Origin of the sequence: Flavobacterium ginsenosidimutans (assembly GCF_037478105.1) — a bacterium.
Classification (GTDB): Bacteria; Bacteroidota; Bacteroidia; order Flavobacteriales; family Flavobacteriaceae; genus Flavobacterium; species Flavobacterium ginsenosidimutans.
Map to the genome: position 1 here is coordinate 717629 of NZ_CP147988.1, position 15302 is coordinate 732930.

The window sequence follows — 15302 nt, forward strand, 5'->3', positions numbered from 1 at the left end:
CTATATTTAGCATATAGTTTCGGTTTTTTCCTTTATAATCTTAAGTTTTTAAACTGCCATTCCAGATTTTACAGATTCAAAATTCCCATTTAAATGGGCTGCATTTGCTCTTCCACTTGGATCTAGATTTTCCTGCCATTTTGGAATCCATTTACGAACGGTTTGCGCCGCGCTGACCTGTGGATAGTATTTATGAAAAATTGATCGATACAAGTAGGCTTCTTTCGTTGTTGGTGAATTATATGGGAATTCTACACTTGCACCTGCTAATTGCTCATCCGTAACTTGCGAAGCACAATATTCAATTAATTCATCAACCCAATTGTATCCTACTCCATCAGAAAATTGCTCTTTCTGACGCCATAAAATTTCTGAAGGCAAATAAGGATCTTCTGTATCAAAGGCTTTTCTTAAAATATATTTTTCAACGCCGTCATAATTTTTCGGCTGTTTTTCTTCTGTTTTGATTCGAATAGCAACATCTAAAAATTCTGTATCTAAAAAAGGAATTCTAACCTCAAGTCCATTAGCCATTGTTGTTTTATCAGCGCGAAGTAAATCTGCTGTAAATAACTTCTGAACTCTTTCGATTGTTTCATCTTGAAATTCTTCTTCTGTAGGTGCATTTCTAAAATATAAATGTCCTCCAAAAACCTCATCTGCACCTTCTCCTGACAAGATCACTTTTATGCCTTGATCAGCAATCGCTTTAGACAATAAATACATTGGAACTCCAGATCTTACTGAAATAATATCGTAAGTTTCAATATGATAGATTACTTTTTCTAAAACCTTAACTCCTTCTTCTACTGAAAAATGAATTTCGTGATGCTCTGTCCCTAAAAACTCAGCTGCTTTTCTAGCTGCAATATTATCAGGCGCATTAGCATCTAATCCGATAGAAAATGAATGTAGTTTTTGACCTTTCGCTTTTAATAATCGAGAAGTGATCGAAGAAATTAAAGAAGTATCTAATCCTCCTGACAAAACAACTCCTAAAGGAACTTCTGCCAACAAACGTTTACTCGTTGCCTTAATTAAACTTTCACGAATCAAATCTAAGTCAAGAGGTTGCTTTGCGTTTTTATGATCTTCGTATTCTGGGCGGTAATATTTAACAAAACCAGTTTTTGCTGTATAATAATGTCCCGGAGGAAAAGTAGAAAACGTTTTGCATTGATCTGCAATAGATTTCATTTCTGATGAGAAGTAAATTCTACCTCTTTCATCCAATCCATAATACAAAGGCTTCACCCCAATTGGGTCGCGTCCCGCAATATATTTGTCGCCGTCGATTACTACAAAAGCAAAATCTCCATCCAATTTATTGCAAAAATCATATCCAAATTCTTCATAAAGATGTACAATTACTTCTGAATCTGACTCTGTTCTAAAAGTATGATTTTTTAAAACTGTATTTTTAAGCTCTTGATAATTATAAATTTCACCATCATGAACCATCCAAGCTTTATCCGTTCCTTGAATAGGCTGTTTTCCTGAGTTAAGATCAATAATAGATAAACTTTCATGACAAAGCACACTTCCATTTTCCATAATATGAACATCGCTTTCATCAGGGCCACGATGTGACATTCTTTCTGATAGTTCTTTTACAAGTTTGGGGTCTTTTCCTTTACCAATTACAGCTAATAATCCAGACATAATCTTTTATTTTATTATTCCATTTCCTTTTATAGTTCAAAATTTGGTTTGAACATTAAAAAAACATTAAAATTTTTCAGTGAAAGCAAAACTATGTATTAATTTTTGCTTTCAGCTATTAATTTGATTAAAATATTTAGCATTCGATAATAATACTGCAGATGCCAAATATATTAAAAGAAAGTCAAACATATACGTCTCAAATTTCACAAACATCTGAAATTGTATAATTTAACATCCTAAGACAAGAAAAACGCCCTCGGTGGAGAACGTTTTTCTAAAAAATATATACTAATTCTAAAAATTAAACTCATATTTAGGCTTTAACATAAGCATCATCGTGAACGTTTGCTACCGCTCTACCAGATGGATCGTTTAAGTTTTTGAAAGCTTCATCCCACTCTAGAGCGATTTTTGTACTACAAGCTACACTTGCTTCTTGAGGTACACATAACGCTGCTGCGTCGCTTGGGAAATGCTCAGAGAAGATTGAACGATAGTAGTATTCTTCTTTTGAAGTTGGTGTTTGCAATGGGAATTTAAATCTAGCGTTTGCTAATTGCTCATCCGAAACTTCTCTTGCTACTACTTCTTTCAAAGTATCAATCCAGCTGTATCCTACTCCGTCAGAAAATTGCTCTTTTTGTCTCCAAGCCACACTTTCTGGAAGCATATCTTCGAAAGCTTTACGAACAACCCATTTTTCCATTGGATGTTCTTTGTTGATCATTTTATCTTGTGGGTTGATGCGCATTGCAACATCCATAAATTCTTTATCTAAGAATGGCACACGACCTTCAATTCCCCAAGCAGCTAAACTTTTGTTTGCACGTAAACAGTCGTACATGTGAAGTTTACCTAATTTACGAACGTTTTCTTCGTGAAACTCTCTAGCATTTGGCGCTTTGTGGAAGTATAAATATCCTCCAAATAATTCATCTGCACCTTCTCCTGAAAGAACCATTTTGATTCCCATAGATTTGATTACTCTCGCCATTAACCACATTGGAGTCGAAGCTCTAACTGTCGTTACATCGTAAGTTTCTAAGTTGTAAATTACATCGCGAACAGCATCTAAACCTTCTTGGATTGTAAATTTAATCTCGTGGTGAATAGTTCCAATATGATCTGCTACTTTTCTCGCTGCAGCTAAATCTGGCGAACCTTCTAAACCAACTGAGAAAGAGTGCAATTGTGGGTACCAAGCATCTGTTGTATCATCAGACTCAATTCTTTTTTGAGCGAATTTTTTAGCTACAGCCGAAGTAATAGAAGAATCTAAACCTCCAGATAGTAAAACTCCGTAAGGAACATCACTCATTAATTGTCTGTGAACTGCTGCTTCAAGCGCTTTTTTGATTTCTGGAATACTAGTTTCGTTGTCTTTAACCGCATCATAATCAACCCAGTCTCTTTTGTACCATTGTACAAATTCACCGTCTTTGCTTGATAAATAATGTCCCGGAGGAAATAATTCGATTTTTGTACAATATCCTTCTAAAGCTTTTAATTCAGAAGCAACATAGAAAGTTCCGTGCTGATCCCATCCAATATACAATGGAATAATTCCCATGTGGTCACGAGCTACAAAATACTCATCTTTATCTACATCATAAATTGCGAAACCAAAAATTCCGTTTAATTCATCAACAAAACTTACTCCTTTTTCTTTATATAATGCTAAAATAACTTCACAGTCACTTTCAGTTTGAAAGTTATATTTTCCTTCAAATTGTTTACGCAAATCTCTGTGATTGTAAATTTCACCGTTTGCAGCTAAAACCAATTTTTTATCTTCTGTAAATAAAGGTTGTTTTCCTGAAGCTGGATCTACAATAGCCAAACGCTCGTGAGAAAGAATTGCTTTATCATTGCTGTAAATTCCGCTCCAGTCTGGTCCGCGGTGACGAATGATTTTTGACATTTCTAATACTTGAGGTCTTAACGCTTCGGCTTTTTGTTTAAGATCAAAGGCACATACAATTCCACACATAATATTCTATATTTTATTTTTTAAATTTTAATTTGATAGGGCAAAGATGGAGTATTAGTTACAATTGAAAAACACAAATAGTTATTTCAGTTACAAATTTAAACCATTATTTTAATTTTACATGAAAAATGTAAAATTCATAAGCAAAAATAAGCTTGAAACTTGAAAATTTTAATTTTGAGGTAAAAACTGCTTTAAAATTTAAAGTTCAGCCTAGTTTTTTGAATTAATTTTTGAGTTATTTCAGTATCACTGAAAAATTCGTAAAGAGAAGAAGAAAAGGTGTTCTGGAATTGTATTTTATATAATCATCTAGGCGACATTCTTTCAATTTCGAGGAAAGAGAACTCCCAGTGACTCGACAAAGTTTTTTATTAATTAATTTCAAAGCATAGCCCGTGGTTTCAACCACGGGAAACGTATTGTATATATTGCGTCCCGTGGTTGAAACCACGGGCTATGTTTTATAAAAGTTTGTCATCTTGACAAACTTTGCGGCAATCAACTTTGTCAAAGTTTAAAACTTTGACAAAGTTATTCGTAGACTAATTTAGATTATTCAACGCTTTGAATAGTATAATGCGTTTTATTAATTTCAAACTGAAACCCGGCCTTATTCCCCATCAAATGATTTCCTAAAGGAGATTGCGGAGAAAGCGCAATAACATTAATTCCGTCAATAGCTATTTTTGGAAGCGCCACACTAACATACAAATAGATTCCGTTTGCTTTTACCAGACTTCCTAAAATAATGTTTTCTGTCGTTTTAAGCGGATCTATTTTATCTAAAACTGCAATTTGCGCAATTGCTTCTTTTAATTTATTCGTTAATTTTTCCTGTTCGATGTGCATCATTGACAAAGCCGTTTCGTGTTTATCACCAGCTGAACCTTTTGCATCGTTTTTGGAATCTTCGGTCAAGTTCGTAATCATGTCTCTAAAAACATCGATTCTATCCTGAACCATTTGTGTATAATGGATATATATTTTTTCTTTGAAAGTCATTTTTTTTAAAGGTACTGAGGTTCTGAGGTACAAAGGTGCAAAGGTGCAAAGGTTTTTTTTCTTTGTCTAAGTTTTTATTCAAAAAAACCTAAAGGATAAATTACATTTCCACTTACATTATGCAATCCGTCTTTTATAAGTGCAAATACCATACAATTTTCAGAAGGAACATCAAAAGGCATTTTAATATTGTATTTTTCGCAAAGCTCATATCCAAATCTTGGATAGTAATCTTGATGTCCTAGCAAAATAACAAATTTGTATCCTAATTTTTTTGCAACTTCATGTCCATATAAAATGAGTTTTGAGCCTATTCCTTTTCTTTGAAAATCAGGTAACACAGAAACAGGTGCCAATGATAGACAATTAAACACATCTTTGTCATTAATAATTTTTAGTCTTGTAAATAAAATATGCCCAACAATTCTATTATCACTTTCAGCGACAACAGACAATTCAGGAATAAAAGCATCAGATTTTCTAAGCCTTTCAACCAAAAACTGTTCTTTGTGATCGGAATGCTCTTCTTTTTCAAAAGCTTTTTCTATCAATTGAAAAACACTTTCAAAATCATTTTTATTTTCTTGACGTAATGTAACTTCCATATTATAAAATTAAAAAAACAGCCACGAATTCACGAATCTACTCCAAAAAATTCATGAGTTCATGGCTGAAAAAAAAAGGCACTTTATTCTTTTATAAAATTTTTGTGCCTTAGTGTCTTTGTGGCAATAAGTCTAAAAATCAAATTTATAGTTTGCGCCTCCTAAAACCTGGAATCCTTGTACAGGATAATTTAACCATTTTTCGTAAGCTTGATTTCCTATATTATTTAGTTTCAAGAAAAACGTCAAGCGTTCATTGAATTTATAACCTAAATGAGCATTCGTGTCAAAATAACTTTTTAGAGTTATTGTCTCAGCATCTAATCCTAAAGAAGTATTTGTCTGCATATCTTTTCTTTCACCTACATAAAATACATTCAATCCTGCATACCATTGCTTAGTTATATTAACGTCTAAAGTTGAACTTAATTTCATTGTTGGCAAATTCCATGCTTGAACATTGTTGTCTGTACTATAACTATTGAAAGTTCCATTGATTCCGAAAGTTACATTTTGAGAGAAATCTGCTTTTAATTCTCCATAGAAACGGAATGTTCTAATGTCTTCATAAACCACCCCAAATGAATTTCCGAAAGCATAATCTTCGTTTGTAATTACTTCTGTATAATCATTTGCCTTAAACAATGCTTTATCTTTTTCATTCAAGTAAGAACCCGTCAAGTTATAATTTACATTGTTAGCCAACTTTCCTTTTAAACCCGCAAACACATTATATTGTGTACTAGACGGACGCATATTTAAAGTTGGAGATAAAAACGGATTTTCAGTTACAAAATCGGCATAAGAATTCTGATTTAAACCGCCATTTACTCCAGTATAAAAAATCATCAAATCCCCAACTAATCTATAAGAAGCATTTACTTTTGGGTAGAAATAAAATTTGTTTCCGCTGTTTTCAGAATCTGCACTGTAATAAATTCCAGCTCCTAATTCTAATGTCCATTCATTTTCATTGATTACAAAACTTGGCTCAATTCCAACATTTGTAAAACTATATTTTAAAGCTTCTGTATTATCCTGTAAATAATTATTTTTGAAAGAACCGCTTACATGATCTATAATAACGTTTGTTTTAATTGCCTGATCCATTACATCAACTGTAAAAGTTGGCTTTACAAAAAATCTGTTTTCTGATGAAGAATAACTGTCTGAAAAATGAGTGAATTTTGTAGAAAGTTTACTAAAAATACTCTCCGTAAATTCAGCATTTCCTCCAAGCCAAATCGTATTATAAGAATGATCCGGATTGATGCTATTTACCAAATCATAACGCTGGTCTGGAATTGTAGATCCAAAATCTGATGGAAGTCCGTACCAATTGTAAATCTGGTTTTGGTAACCCAAATCTACAGCCCAAGCCGCATCTCTGTTATTTTGACCGTAACCAATATTAATTGCTGTATCGTAAAATTCATCATTCAATTCCACATCTTTAATTCCGCCTTGAGAAGAATGATGGCGAAACATTCCTGCCACATAATCATTATTTCCTAAATCCTGATTTACGAATAATTCAGCATTTAAAGTACTGTAATTTCCAACGCCTAAAGTCGCATAATTATTAAATAATTTTTCTTTTTTTGCTTTTTCTACACCTTCCGCTTTTCCTTTTGAAGGCGTAAAAGTCGATGCCACAGGAACAGACAAAATACTGTATTTAATAACTTCTTTCGGCTGATTACCGCTGTCGTCAAGCGAAGGAATCTCTTTCACTTTAAAAGCATCTGAAATAGTCGGCGAATAAGGTTTTACCACATTTACCGTTTCAGTACCAATGCTTTCATTTTTCTTCTGCGCAATCGAAAACTGAGCTGTAAATAACACTAACAAAATGATTATTTTATGTCGGCAGTTTAATTTCATATTTATATTATTATGTGAAATGTTGTTTGTAAAATGTGTTTCGATAAATATTCTCTTTTCAGATCCACATTTCACTTTTCTCATTTCACTTTTTAGATTATCTAATTTTCTAATTATCTCAATTATCTAATTTCTAAGCTTCCCATTCTCCTTTGGCCACAAACTGAGCTTTTCCTCCTATTCTAATATCAAACAGATCTCCGCTTAGTTTTCCATTAAAATAAATTTCAGATGGACGGCCAATGTAGTCTCCTTGATGATTTGTCAATTCAAATTCAGGTTTATGATATTTTAATAAAAAAGCCTGTAAACAAGTACTGGCACTTCCTGTCGCAGCATCTTCTACCAACTGATTATGCTCTACACACAACATTCGGCTAAACAGTTTTTCTCCTTCTAAATAATAAAAGTATAAACCTCGATGATCTGTTTTGCAGTGCTGTTTCATCCATTCATCTGCTTTATCTTTATCTAAAACCAAATTTTCTAAAGCCCTTTTACTGCTCAATCCAACCATTACAAAAGCGCTTCCTGTTGTAACTTCCTGAATTGGAAACTGATTTTCGAAATCACTCACTTGCAGATTACTGAAATGTGTAAAATCCTCTTTCGAAAAAGTATCCCAAAACTTTGGCTGCGCCGCTTTCAACCAAATCAAATCATCTGATTTATTGATTGCGATTGGTCCAATTGGAACTTCTAATTTTATTTCATTAGGAGAATTTTCAAAGATCTTATTCATCAGAACCCAAGAAGTTCCAATGATCGGATGTCCCGCAAACTGCATTTCGTGAGCTGGCGTGAAAATTCTAATTTCAGCTTTATTATTTTCTCTGTCTAGTTTGGTAACAAATGTGCTTTCTGCAAAATTAATCTCGCGTGCAATTTGCTGCATTTGTTCTTTACTTAAATTTCCTGCGTCCATAAAAACTGCCAACTGATTTCCGGCATATTTTTTATCGGCAAAAACATCAACTATATAAAAAGGTAAACTCATTTTTTTTCTTGTGAAATGTGATTTGTGAAATGTGAAATGTTTCTTTTTCAGTTGTCCTTTTACAGATAACATCTCACTTCTTACTAATAAACTATCTATTAATCGACGAATTTGTTTTTGATTCTTCAGCTTTAATAGTATTCAATTCTTTCTTCGCTTCTTCAACTACATCTGGATAATCTGTAAAATTGTTGATTACGTTATCCAAAATATAAGTCGCTTGATAACTGTCTTTCAAACCATAGAAGTTTTTTGCCATTAAAACCAAACCTTTAGCTCCGTAATATTTATAAGCCGAATAACTTTTTGCCAGTTTTTGAACTGCCGTATTCGAAGCCTCATATTTACCTTCTTTTGTCTTGAAATAGGCATCATAATACAAAGCTTCTGCTGCTAATTCTCCTTTTGAAGTTGCAGAAAGTTTTGCATAAGCCGTTTTGGCTTTATCTTCATTTCCTGTCTGTATTGCCGCGCGCGCCACAATAATCTGTGCATCTGCTTTTACACCAGCGTCTGCTTTCGGATTTTCTAATACTTTTTCTGCCGCTATAACCGAATTGTCATAATCTTTTTTGTCATAATAACATTTCATCAAATTGGCTTGAGCAAAGTTTTTATTCTGAGGAAAATCTGCTTCATTTCCTAATCTTGTTAAAACTGGAATCGCTTTATCGCAATCTTTCGCTTTCAAATAAATCTGAGCCAATCTGTTTAAAGCTTGTTCTGTAAATTCATTTCTAGGCTGATCGATTACGTATTGATAATTAGCAATAGATTTCGTTTCAGAACCTTCTGCATAAGTAAGCTGCGCCAAATAGAAATTAGCTTCAAGCGCATGCATTCCGTTCGGGAACTTAGCAATATATCCAGCAAAGCCAAGAATTGCTTGTTTAGGATTATTTTGGCTGTATTGTTTGAAAGCCGCATCATAAGTATCATTATCCAATTCTGCATCAGTAACTGCAACGAAATCCAATGTACGAACCCAAGTTGCGTATTCATCTACTTTTCCAGAATCTACATAGATTAATCTTGCCGTTGCAACTGCTTCTAAAGCTTCTGGAGTTTTTGGGAATTCAGCAGCTACTTTTTTGAATTTCGTCAAAGCTTGCTCGTCACGATCCGAATTGTAATAAATTAAACCTTGTTTTAAAATTGCTTTTGAAGTAAAAGATCCATCTTTAAATTCAGAAATCAATTGATCATAAGTTTTGATTGCCTGATCGTTTTTCTTTTCTGCAACATAAGTATTTCCTAATTCAAACAAAGCATCATCACGGTAAGATGATTTTTTGTACATCTGGATAAAATTGTTCAATTCATCTACCTTCTTGGCATTATTTGACATAAATCCATAAGAAAGTGCTTTTTGGAACTGCGCATAATCTGCATCCACGCCTTTTGCAGCAATTGCTTTAGCGTATGCTTCATTTGCCGCGCTATATTTTGAAGTTACAAATCGGCAATCTCCCAAACGCAAGTAAGAATCGTTTAAACGAACTTTATCTGAAGGTGAATTATCAATTTGAGCTTGGAAAGAATTCGCTGCTTGGTCGTATTCTTTCAATTTAAAATACGTGTAACCAATATTATAGTTTACGTTTTTATATTCATCTGTAGATTTTGCCGCTGCCATTCCTGCAAACTGTTTGTAAGTTAGAAGAGCGTTTTGCATATCATCATTTAAATATTCTGTTTCTGCTTTCCAGAAAGTCGCACGAGCGGTAAATTCAGGCGTTTTTTGCTCGCTGATTGCGCTTTTGAACATTTTACCTGCTTCTTGGTAATTGGATTCATTGTACAATTCTAATCCGCGATAAAAAAGCACTTTTTGATATGCCGCTTTGTTTTCAGCGCTTCTATTTTTTTCCAATAAAACCAAAGCTTCTTTATAATTTTTAGAAGAAATATAAGAATCAACCAATAGTTTTTCTACTTCTGAACGGCTCGAATTATTTGGATATTTTTTAAGGAAATCTAATAAAATACCCGGAACAGCTTGATAAGCATTTCCGATATCATAACTCAATTTAGCGTAGTTTAAAGCCGCATCTTCTTGAATTTGTGCATTGAAATCCATTTCAGATGCATTTTTAAAAGCATTTAAAGCTTCTTGCTTTTTACCTGTATTTAAATAACTTAAACCTAAATGATAATAAGCATTTTGCGCCACAAAATCCCTTCCTTCAATAATTTTATTAAACTGAGAAATCGCTTTTTCATACTCTTTTTGCTCATAATACGCATAACCTAATTGGTAAAAATCGGTATTATTCCATTTTCCTTTTTTACCAGCGTATTGCTCTAAATAAGGAATCGCTTTTCCGTATTGTTTTAAATTGAAATAACTTTCTCCAATAATTTTATTCAATTCCGATTTTTCAATTTCATTAGATTTATTCATTGCAACCTGACCTAAATCAATCGCTTTTTGAAAATTTCCTAATTTGAAATTCATATCAGCTTGATAATACGAAAGCTTTTCTTTGTATTTTTCCTCGCCCGAAACCTCATCAAAATATTTCGTTGCTTCTTTATAATCATCGCCTTCATACGCCATAAATCCTAAGTAATATTTGGCTTGAGAACCATATTCTTTAGAATTTACAACTTTATTAAAATAGTTTGTGGCTTCTTTTTTCTTTTTAGCATTAAAATAGCTGTAACCTTTCATGAAGTTGAACTTATCAGATTCTGCTTTGCTCATGTAGCTTTCGTCAACTTTATCAAACCATTGTAAAGCTTTTGGATAATTTCCTTGTTCGAAAAAATACTGTGCCGCTTCTATATAAGCCTGATTTTGTTTTGTACTTGTTGGGTAATCGCTAACGAATTTTTCCACCAAAGCATCAGCATTTGCTTTGTTCGTTCTAATCGCACAATTGGCAATGTAAAAAGCACAATCCGATTGCACTTCTTCGTTTGTTGCATTGTATTTTACTTTTTCAAAAATCAGTTGAGCCGACGCATATTGTTTGTCGTTATATAAAGCCAGTGCTTTGTCAAAATCCTTTAATTCGTAAGTATAAATAGCCGATTTCTGTGCCGAAACTATTGTCGAAGTAAGGAGAATTTGGAATATAAAGAACCTGGATAGTTTACGCATTTTGATTAATATTTAGGTATTCAAATGTATCATTTTATACGCTTTATAACGAAACGTTTTTAGGTTTTATTATAAACAAATTAATAATCGTTTATGATTTTAAGGTTTAATAAACTTCAATTTATTGGTTCTCAAACTTTCTAAAACATTTCATTTTTTAAACTTTTTCCTAAGAAATGATTCAAATTTATTTTGAATACAAACGTTATCTTATTACTTTTACCATTCAAATCAATTTTATTATGTCACAAACCGTACTATCTCTTAAAGAAGTCACTATATATCAAGAAGGAAGAAAAATTATATCTCACATTAATTTGGATGTTAACCACGGTGAGTTTATCTACATTATCGGAAAAACTGGTTCTGGAAAAAGTAGTTTTCTAAAAACTTTATATGCTGATTTACCTTTAATTGAAGGTGAAGGACATATTGTCGAATTTGATTTGGCAAGCATAAAAGAAAATGATATTCCGTTTTTGAGACGTAAAATCGGAATTGTATTTCAAGACTTCAAATTGCTTCCAGACCGTTCTATAAAAGACAACATGCTTTTTGTTTTAAAAGCTACAGGCTGGCACGAAAAAGATGCAATGGAGCACAAAATTGATGAAGTTTTGGACAAAGTAGGCATGAAAGATTTCGTAAACAAAATGCCTCACCAACTTTCTGGAGGAGAACAGCAGCGTGTTGCGATTGCTAGAGCATTGCTTAATGATCCTGAATTCATCTTAGCTGACGAACCAACTGGAAATCTTGATCCGCAAACTAGTTCTGAAGTTTTAGAAGTTTTAAAAGCAATCAACGCCGCAGGTAAAACTGTTATAATGGCAACTCACGATTATGCTTTATTGATGAAATTCCCTTCTAAAACCTTAAAATGCGAAGATGAAAGAATCTTCGAAGTGGTGCAAAGAAGCGTGTAATGCTTTCGATTTTAATTCCTGTTTACAATTATAATGTTTTTAAGCTTGTTTATGAGCTTAAGCAGCAAGCAGATAATTTAGGAATTGAATATGAAATTTTGGCGCAAGATGATCTTAGCCAAAAATTCACCAATGAAAATAGCCAGATAAATACGCTCGAAAATTGCTCTTTTTCTATCAATGCTGAAAACTTAGGCAGAGGTAGAAATATTAATTTATTGTGTTCCAAATCAAAGTATAATTTTACCTTGATCATGGAAGCAGATGCTTTGCCTGAGAACGAATTTTACCTTAAAAATTATATTGAATTACTTTCAAATTCAACATCGGTAATTTTTGGCGGTGTAAAATACCCAGATATTGTTCCTTCTAAAGAAAAACTGCTTCGGTGGAAATATGGTTTAAAAAGAGAAACTAAATCTTTAAATCAAAGGCTTAAAAACAATTACGATTTTGTATTCACTTGGAATTTACTTTTAAAAAAAGAAATCCTTTTACAATTTCCATTTCCAGAATTCATAAAAGATTATGGATATGAAGATTTGATTTTTATAGAAAATCTGCGTTTAAATTCGGTTCCAGTTGTTCATATCGAAAATCTCTTGATTCATTACAACAATGAAGACAGTATCGATTTTATTGAAAAATCTGAAAAAGCCGTTCAAAACTTATACAACTTAGTTCGCTTTCATAAAATTGATCCTAAAAGTGCTAGATTAACAAAGGTTCATTCACTTTTAAAAAAGCTATATTTAACTGGAATTATAAAGACTATATATAGACTAACAAAAAAGAGAATCTTAGCCAACTTAACTTCAGAGAATCCAAATTTATATCTGTTAGATTTTTATAAATTAGGCTTTTATTGCGATTTAAAAAAATAATCAATTATGGTCTTTTTTTCGGTAGTTATTCCGTTACACAATAAAGCTGATCATATCGAAAACGCTATCAAAAGTATTTTCGATCAAACTTTTATTGATTATGAAATCATTATAATAAATGACGGATCTACTGATGCAAGTGAAGCTATTGCAAGAAAATTTTATGACAAAAGGATTCAAATTTTTAATCAAAAAAATCAAGGCGTTTCTGTTGCAAGAAATTTTGGAATTGAGAAATCTTCTGGAAAATTTATAGCCTTTCTTGATGCTGATGATTATTGGTTTCCAAATCATTTAGAAGAATTGCATAAATTAATTCTTGATTTCCCTAATTGCGGCATGTATTGCTCTCGATATAAAACTAAAATTGGTACAAATCATTTTAAAACCCCAGTATTTCAAGGAATAGCAAATTCTTTTAAAGGGATTATCAATGATTATTTTTATTCTAATAAACCATCCCGAATTACTTGGACTTCATCGCTGGCAATATCAAAAGAAATTTTAGAAAATATAGGAGGTTTTACACCTGGCATAACAAATGGACAAGATTTGGAGTTATGGACCAAAATTGGAATCCGTTTTCCTGTAGCAATTACAAATAAAACTACTGCTATTTACAATTATGATATTGACAATAGTTTGACTAAACGCAAAATAAATTCGAGGATTTTAATGGATTTTGAACAATTCAAAATCTTCGAAAAAGATAATCCATCTCTTAAAAAGTTTCTTGATTTATATCGAATTGAATATGGATTACACTACTATATTTTTGGGAATAAAACCAAATTCAATTTTTATTTAAAAGATGTTGACAAGGAAAATATCCCTTTTAAAGTTCAATTTTTATTAAAAGTTCCGCCTTTCGTTTTGCAGTTTCTTTTAAAATTGAAAAAAAAATTAAAGCAAAGCGGAATTGATTTTTCTATTTACGGTTAACGTATTTTATAAATTCATCAAAATCCCGAATATAATCTTCTTCTATATAAACTTCTGAAGCCACAACTAGGCAAATCGAACCCGAAGAAAAATTCTGAAGTTCTCTCCAAATTCCAGAATTGATCAGTAAACCTTCATACGGTTTATTTAAAGTAATAATTGTTTCTTCTTTTCCGTCATTTAAAACAACATCAAAACTTCCGCTCAAAGCAACCAAAAACTGCCGAAGATCTTTATGCGCGTGTCCGCCACGTTCTGATCCTGTTGGAATATCATATAAATAATAAACTCTTTTTATATCAAAAGGAATCGTATCATTTTCTATTACAGATAAATTTCCTCTTCGTTCCTCAATTTTAGGAATTGAAATAATTTGTATTCCTCTATTATTTATTTTCATGTTGGATTCTTTCAAATTTTTCATGTCCGTTTTTTGCACTTTTCAGAACGGTTTTGATGTTTTCAAATTTTATTTTTTTCTGTTTTAAATCAAAAAACATCTTTATAAAAATCCAAAAGATATATTTTTCTTTAAAGATTCTGGTAAACAATGCTCCGCTAATAAAATACTTGTCTAATATATCTCTTTTCTCTGAAGAAGTTGAGTTGTTATGTGCAACAATTATTTCAGGTTCAAAAACGAGCTGTTTGCCATCTTTCTTTAAATCTGATAAAAAAACAGCTTCTTCTCCCATTTCAAAAATTCCTCTCAGTCCAAAATTTTCATCAAATCTATATTTTATAAAATCAACCTGAAATTTATTTAAAGTTAATTCAATAGAACTTGTATTCAAGATATCAAAAGCATTTAAATGGCTTTTAGAATTGGCTGAATATTTGTTCAAAGGCTTTTTATTTGATTTCAGAGCGCAAAACTTTATCGTCGAAGCGTTGGGATATTTATTATAAGCTCCAATTATTTTTGCAGCAAATCCTTCCTGAAACATTACATCATCGTCCGAAATTAAAAGAATATTTCCAATCGCATTTTGTAATGCTAAATTTCGGCTTTTAGAAAGTCCTTTTTCAAATGAATTTATAACTCGTATATTAGGAAAACTCGAGTTAAGTTTTGTTTCATTTTCAACCTGATTGATTATTAATATTGAAATTTTCGAATAATCTAAAGATGGAAACATGGGAACTAAAAAATCCAACGAATCTCTGTTCATTGTCGAAATTAATATCTCCAAATCTTTTTCTTCAAACAAAATATTCATTTTTCAATTCTATTAAACAATCATAAAACACTATAATATTCTTATTTTTGAATTTTACAAACTCATTTTAACACTTTA

The 15302-nt window shown here is 32.0% G+C and carries 12 protein-coding genes; 3 read left to right on the top strand and 9 right to left on the bottom strand.

The features are described from left to right. Positions 1 to 48: 48 nt before the first annotated feature. From asnB (V6624_RS03365) to V6624_RS03395, 7 genes are all read right to left on the bottom strand, one after another. Positions 49 to 1662: an asparagine synthase B gene (gene asnB, locus V6624_RS03365; protein ID WP_111287509.1), complete on the bottom strand. Its 1614-nt coding sequence runs from the start codon at positions 1660 to 1662 to the stop codon at positions 49 to 51. A gap of 316 nt (positions 1663 to 1978) precedes the next feature. Beyond that, complete coding sequence (gene asnB / locus V6624_RS03370; RefSeq protein ID WP_111287511.1) at positions 1979 to 3655, bottom strand: asparagine synthase B; 1677 nt, start codon at positions 3653 to 3655, stop codon at positions 1979 to 1981. Positions 3656 to 4210: 555 nt separating this feature from the next. Next, positions 4211 to 4660, bottom strand: coding sequence for a hypothetical protein (locus V6624_RS03375; protein ID WP_111287513.1), 450 nt, complete (start codon positions 4658 to 4660; stop codon positions 4211 to 4213). 74 nt (positions 4661 to 4734) lie between these two features. Continuing rightward, positions 4735 to 5265 carry a GNAT family N-acetyltransferase gene (locus V6624_RS03380; protein ID WP_111287515.1) on the bottom strand — a complete coding sequence of 177 codons (531 nt, stop codon included), beginning with the start codon at positions 5263 to 5265 and terminating at the stop codon, positions 4735 to 4737. Between the two features lie 132 nt (positions 5266 to 5397). Then, entirely contained in the window at positions 5398 to 7149 is a 1752-nt protein-coding gene (locus V6624_RS03385; RefSeq protein ID WP_111287517.1) for a TonB-dependent receptor, read from the bottom strand. A gap of 133 nt (positions 7150 to 7282) precedes the next feature. Continuing rightward, positions 7283 to 8146: a PhzF family phenazine biosynthesis protein gene (locus V6624_RS03390; protein WP_111287940.1), complete on the bottom strand. Its 864-nt coding sequence runs from the start codon at positions 8144 to 8146 to the stop codon at positions 7283 to 7285. A gap of 91 nt (positions 8147 to 8237) precedes the next feature. Then, entirely contained in the window at positions 8238 to 11252 is a 3015-nt protein-coding gene (locus V6624_RS03395; RefSeq protein WP_111287519.1) for a tetratricopeptide repeat protein, read from the bottom strand. Positions 11253 to 11494: 242 nt separating this feature from the next. On the opposite strand from V6624_RS03395, the gene V6624_RS03400 reads away from it, so the two are divergent. The 3 genes from V6624_RS03400 to V6624_RS03410 are packed head-to-tail and all read left to right on the top strand — an operon-like array spanning position 11495 to position 14004. Next, positions 11495 to 12178, top strand: a complete 684-nt coding sequence (locus V6624_RS03400; protein ID WP_111287942.1) for a cell division ATP-binding protein FtsE — start codon at positions 11495 to 11497, stop codon at positions 12176 to 12178. Beyond that, on the top strand, positions 12178 to 13062 hold the full coding sequence (locus V6624_RS03405) for a glycosyltransferase (protein ID WP_111287521.1): 885 nt from the start codon (positions 12178 to 12180) through the stop codon (positions 13060 to 13062). The genes V6624_RS03400 and V6624_RS03405 overlap by 1 nt, the downstream gene beginning before the upstream one ends. A 6-nt stretch (positions 13063 to 13068) precedes the next feature. Further along, positions 13069 to 14004, top strand: a complete 936-nt coding sequence (locus V6624_RS03410) for a glycosyltransferase family 2 protein (protein ID WP_111287523.1) — start codon at positions 13069 to 13071, stop codon at positions 14002 to 14004. On the opposite strand, the gene V6624_RS03415 is transcribed toward V6624_RS03410, so the two are convergent. Both V6624_RS03415 and V6624_RS03420 read right to left on the bottom strand, forming a co-directional pair. Then, the gene (locus tag V6624_RS03415; RefSeq protein WP_111287944.1) at positions 13991 to 14404 is read right to left on the bottom strand and encodes a sugar 3,4-ketoisomerase; all 414 of its coding nucleotides are present in this window, start codon (positions 14402 to 14404) and stop codon (positions 13991 to 13993) included. The genes V6624_RS03410 and V6624_RS03415 overlap by 14 nt on opposite strands. Then, on the bottom strand, positions 14391 to 15224 hold the full coding sequence (locus V6624_RS03420; protein WP_111287525.1) for a glycosyltransferase family 2 protein: 834 nt from the start codon (positions 15222 to 15224) through the stop codon (positions 14391 to 14393). The genes V6624_RS03415 and V6624_RS03420 overlap by 14 nt, the downstream gene beginning before the upstream one ends. Between the last annotated feature and the right edge of the window lie 78 nt (positions 15225 to 15302).

Bases quoted from the DNA above. Each gene is read 5' to 3' on its own strand.
- V6624_RS03395 (WP_111287519.1), bottom strand. From the start codon at position 11,252: ATGCGTAAACTATCCAGGTTCTTTATATTCCAAATTCTCCTTACTTCG.
- V6624_RS03375 (WP_111287513.1), bottom strand. From the start codon at position 4,660: ATGACTTTCAAAGAAAAAATATATATCCATTATACACAAATGGTTCAG.
- V6624_RS03380 (WP_111287515.1), bottom strand. From the start codon at position 5,265: ATGGAAGTTACATTACGTCAAGAAAATAAAAATGATTTTGAAAGTGTT.
- V6624_RS03410 (WP_111287523.1), top strand. From the start codon at position 13,069: ATGGTCTTTTTTTCGGTAGTTATTCCGTTACACAATAAAGCTGATCAT.
- V6624_RS03420 (WP_111287525.1), bottom strand. From the start codon at position 15,224: ATGAATATTTTGTTTGAAGAAAAAGATTTGGAGATATTAATTTCGACA.
- V6624_RS03405 (WP_111287521.1), top strand. From the start codon at position 12,178: ATGCTTTCGATTTTAATTCCTGTTTACAATTATAATGTTTTTAAGCTT.
- V6624_RS03385 (WP_111287517.1), bottom strand. From the start codon at position 7,149: ATGAAATTAAACTGCCGACATAAAATAATCATTTTGTTAGTGTTATTT.
- V6624_RS03415 (WP_111287944.1), bottom strand. From the start codon at position 14,404: ATGAAAATAAATAATAGAGGAATACAAATTATTTCAATTCCTAAAATT.
- V6624_RS03400 (WP_111287942.1), top strand. From the start codon at position 11,495: ATGTCACAAACCGTACTATCTCTTAAAGAAGTCACTATATATCAAGAA.
- asnB (WP_111287509.1), bottom strand. From the start codon at position 1,662: ATGTCTGGATTATTAGCTGTAATTGGTAAAGGAAAAGACCCCAAACTT.
- V6624_RS03390 (WP_111287940.1), bottom strand. From the start codon at position 8,146: ATGAGTTTACCTTTTTATATAGTTGATGTTTTTGCCGATAAAAAATAT.
- asnB (WP_111287511.1), bottom strand. From the start codon at position 3,655: ATGTGTGGAATTGTATGTGCCTTTGATCTTAAACAAAAAGCCGAAGCG.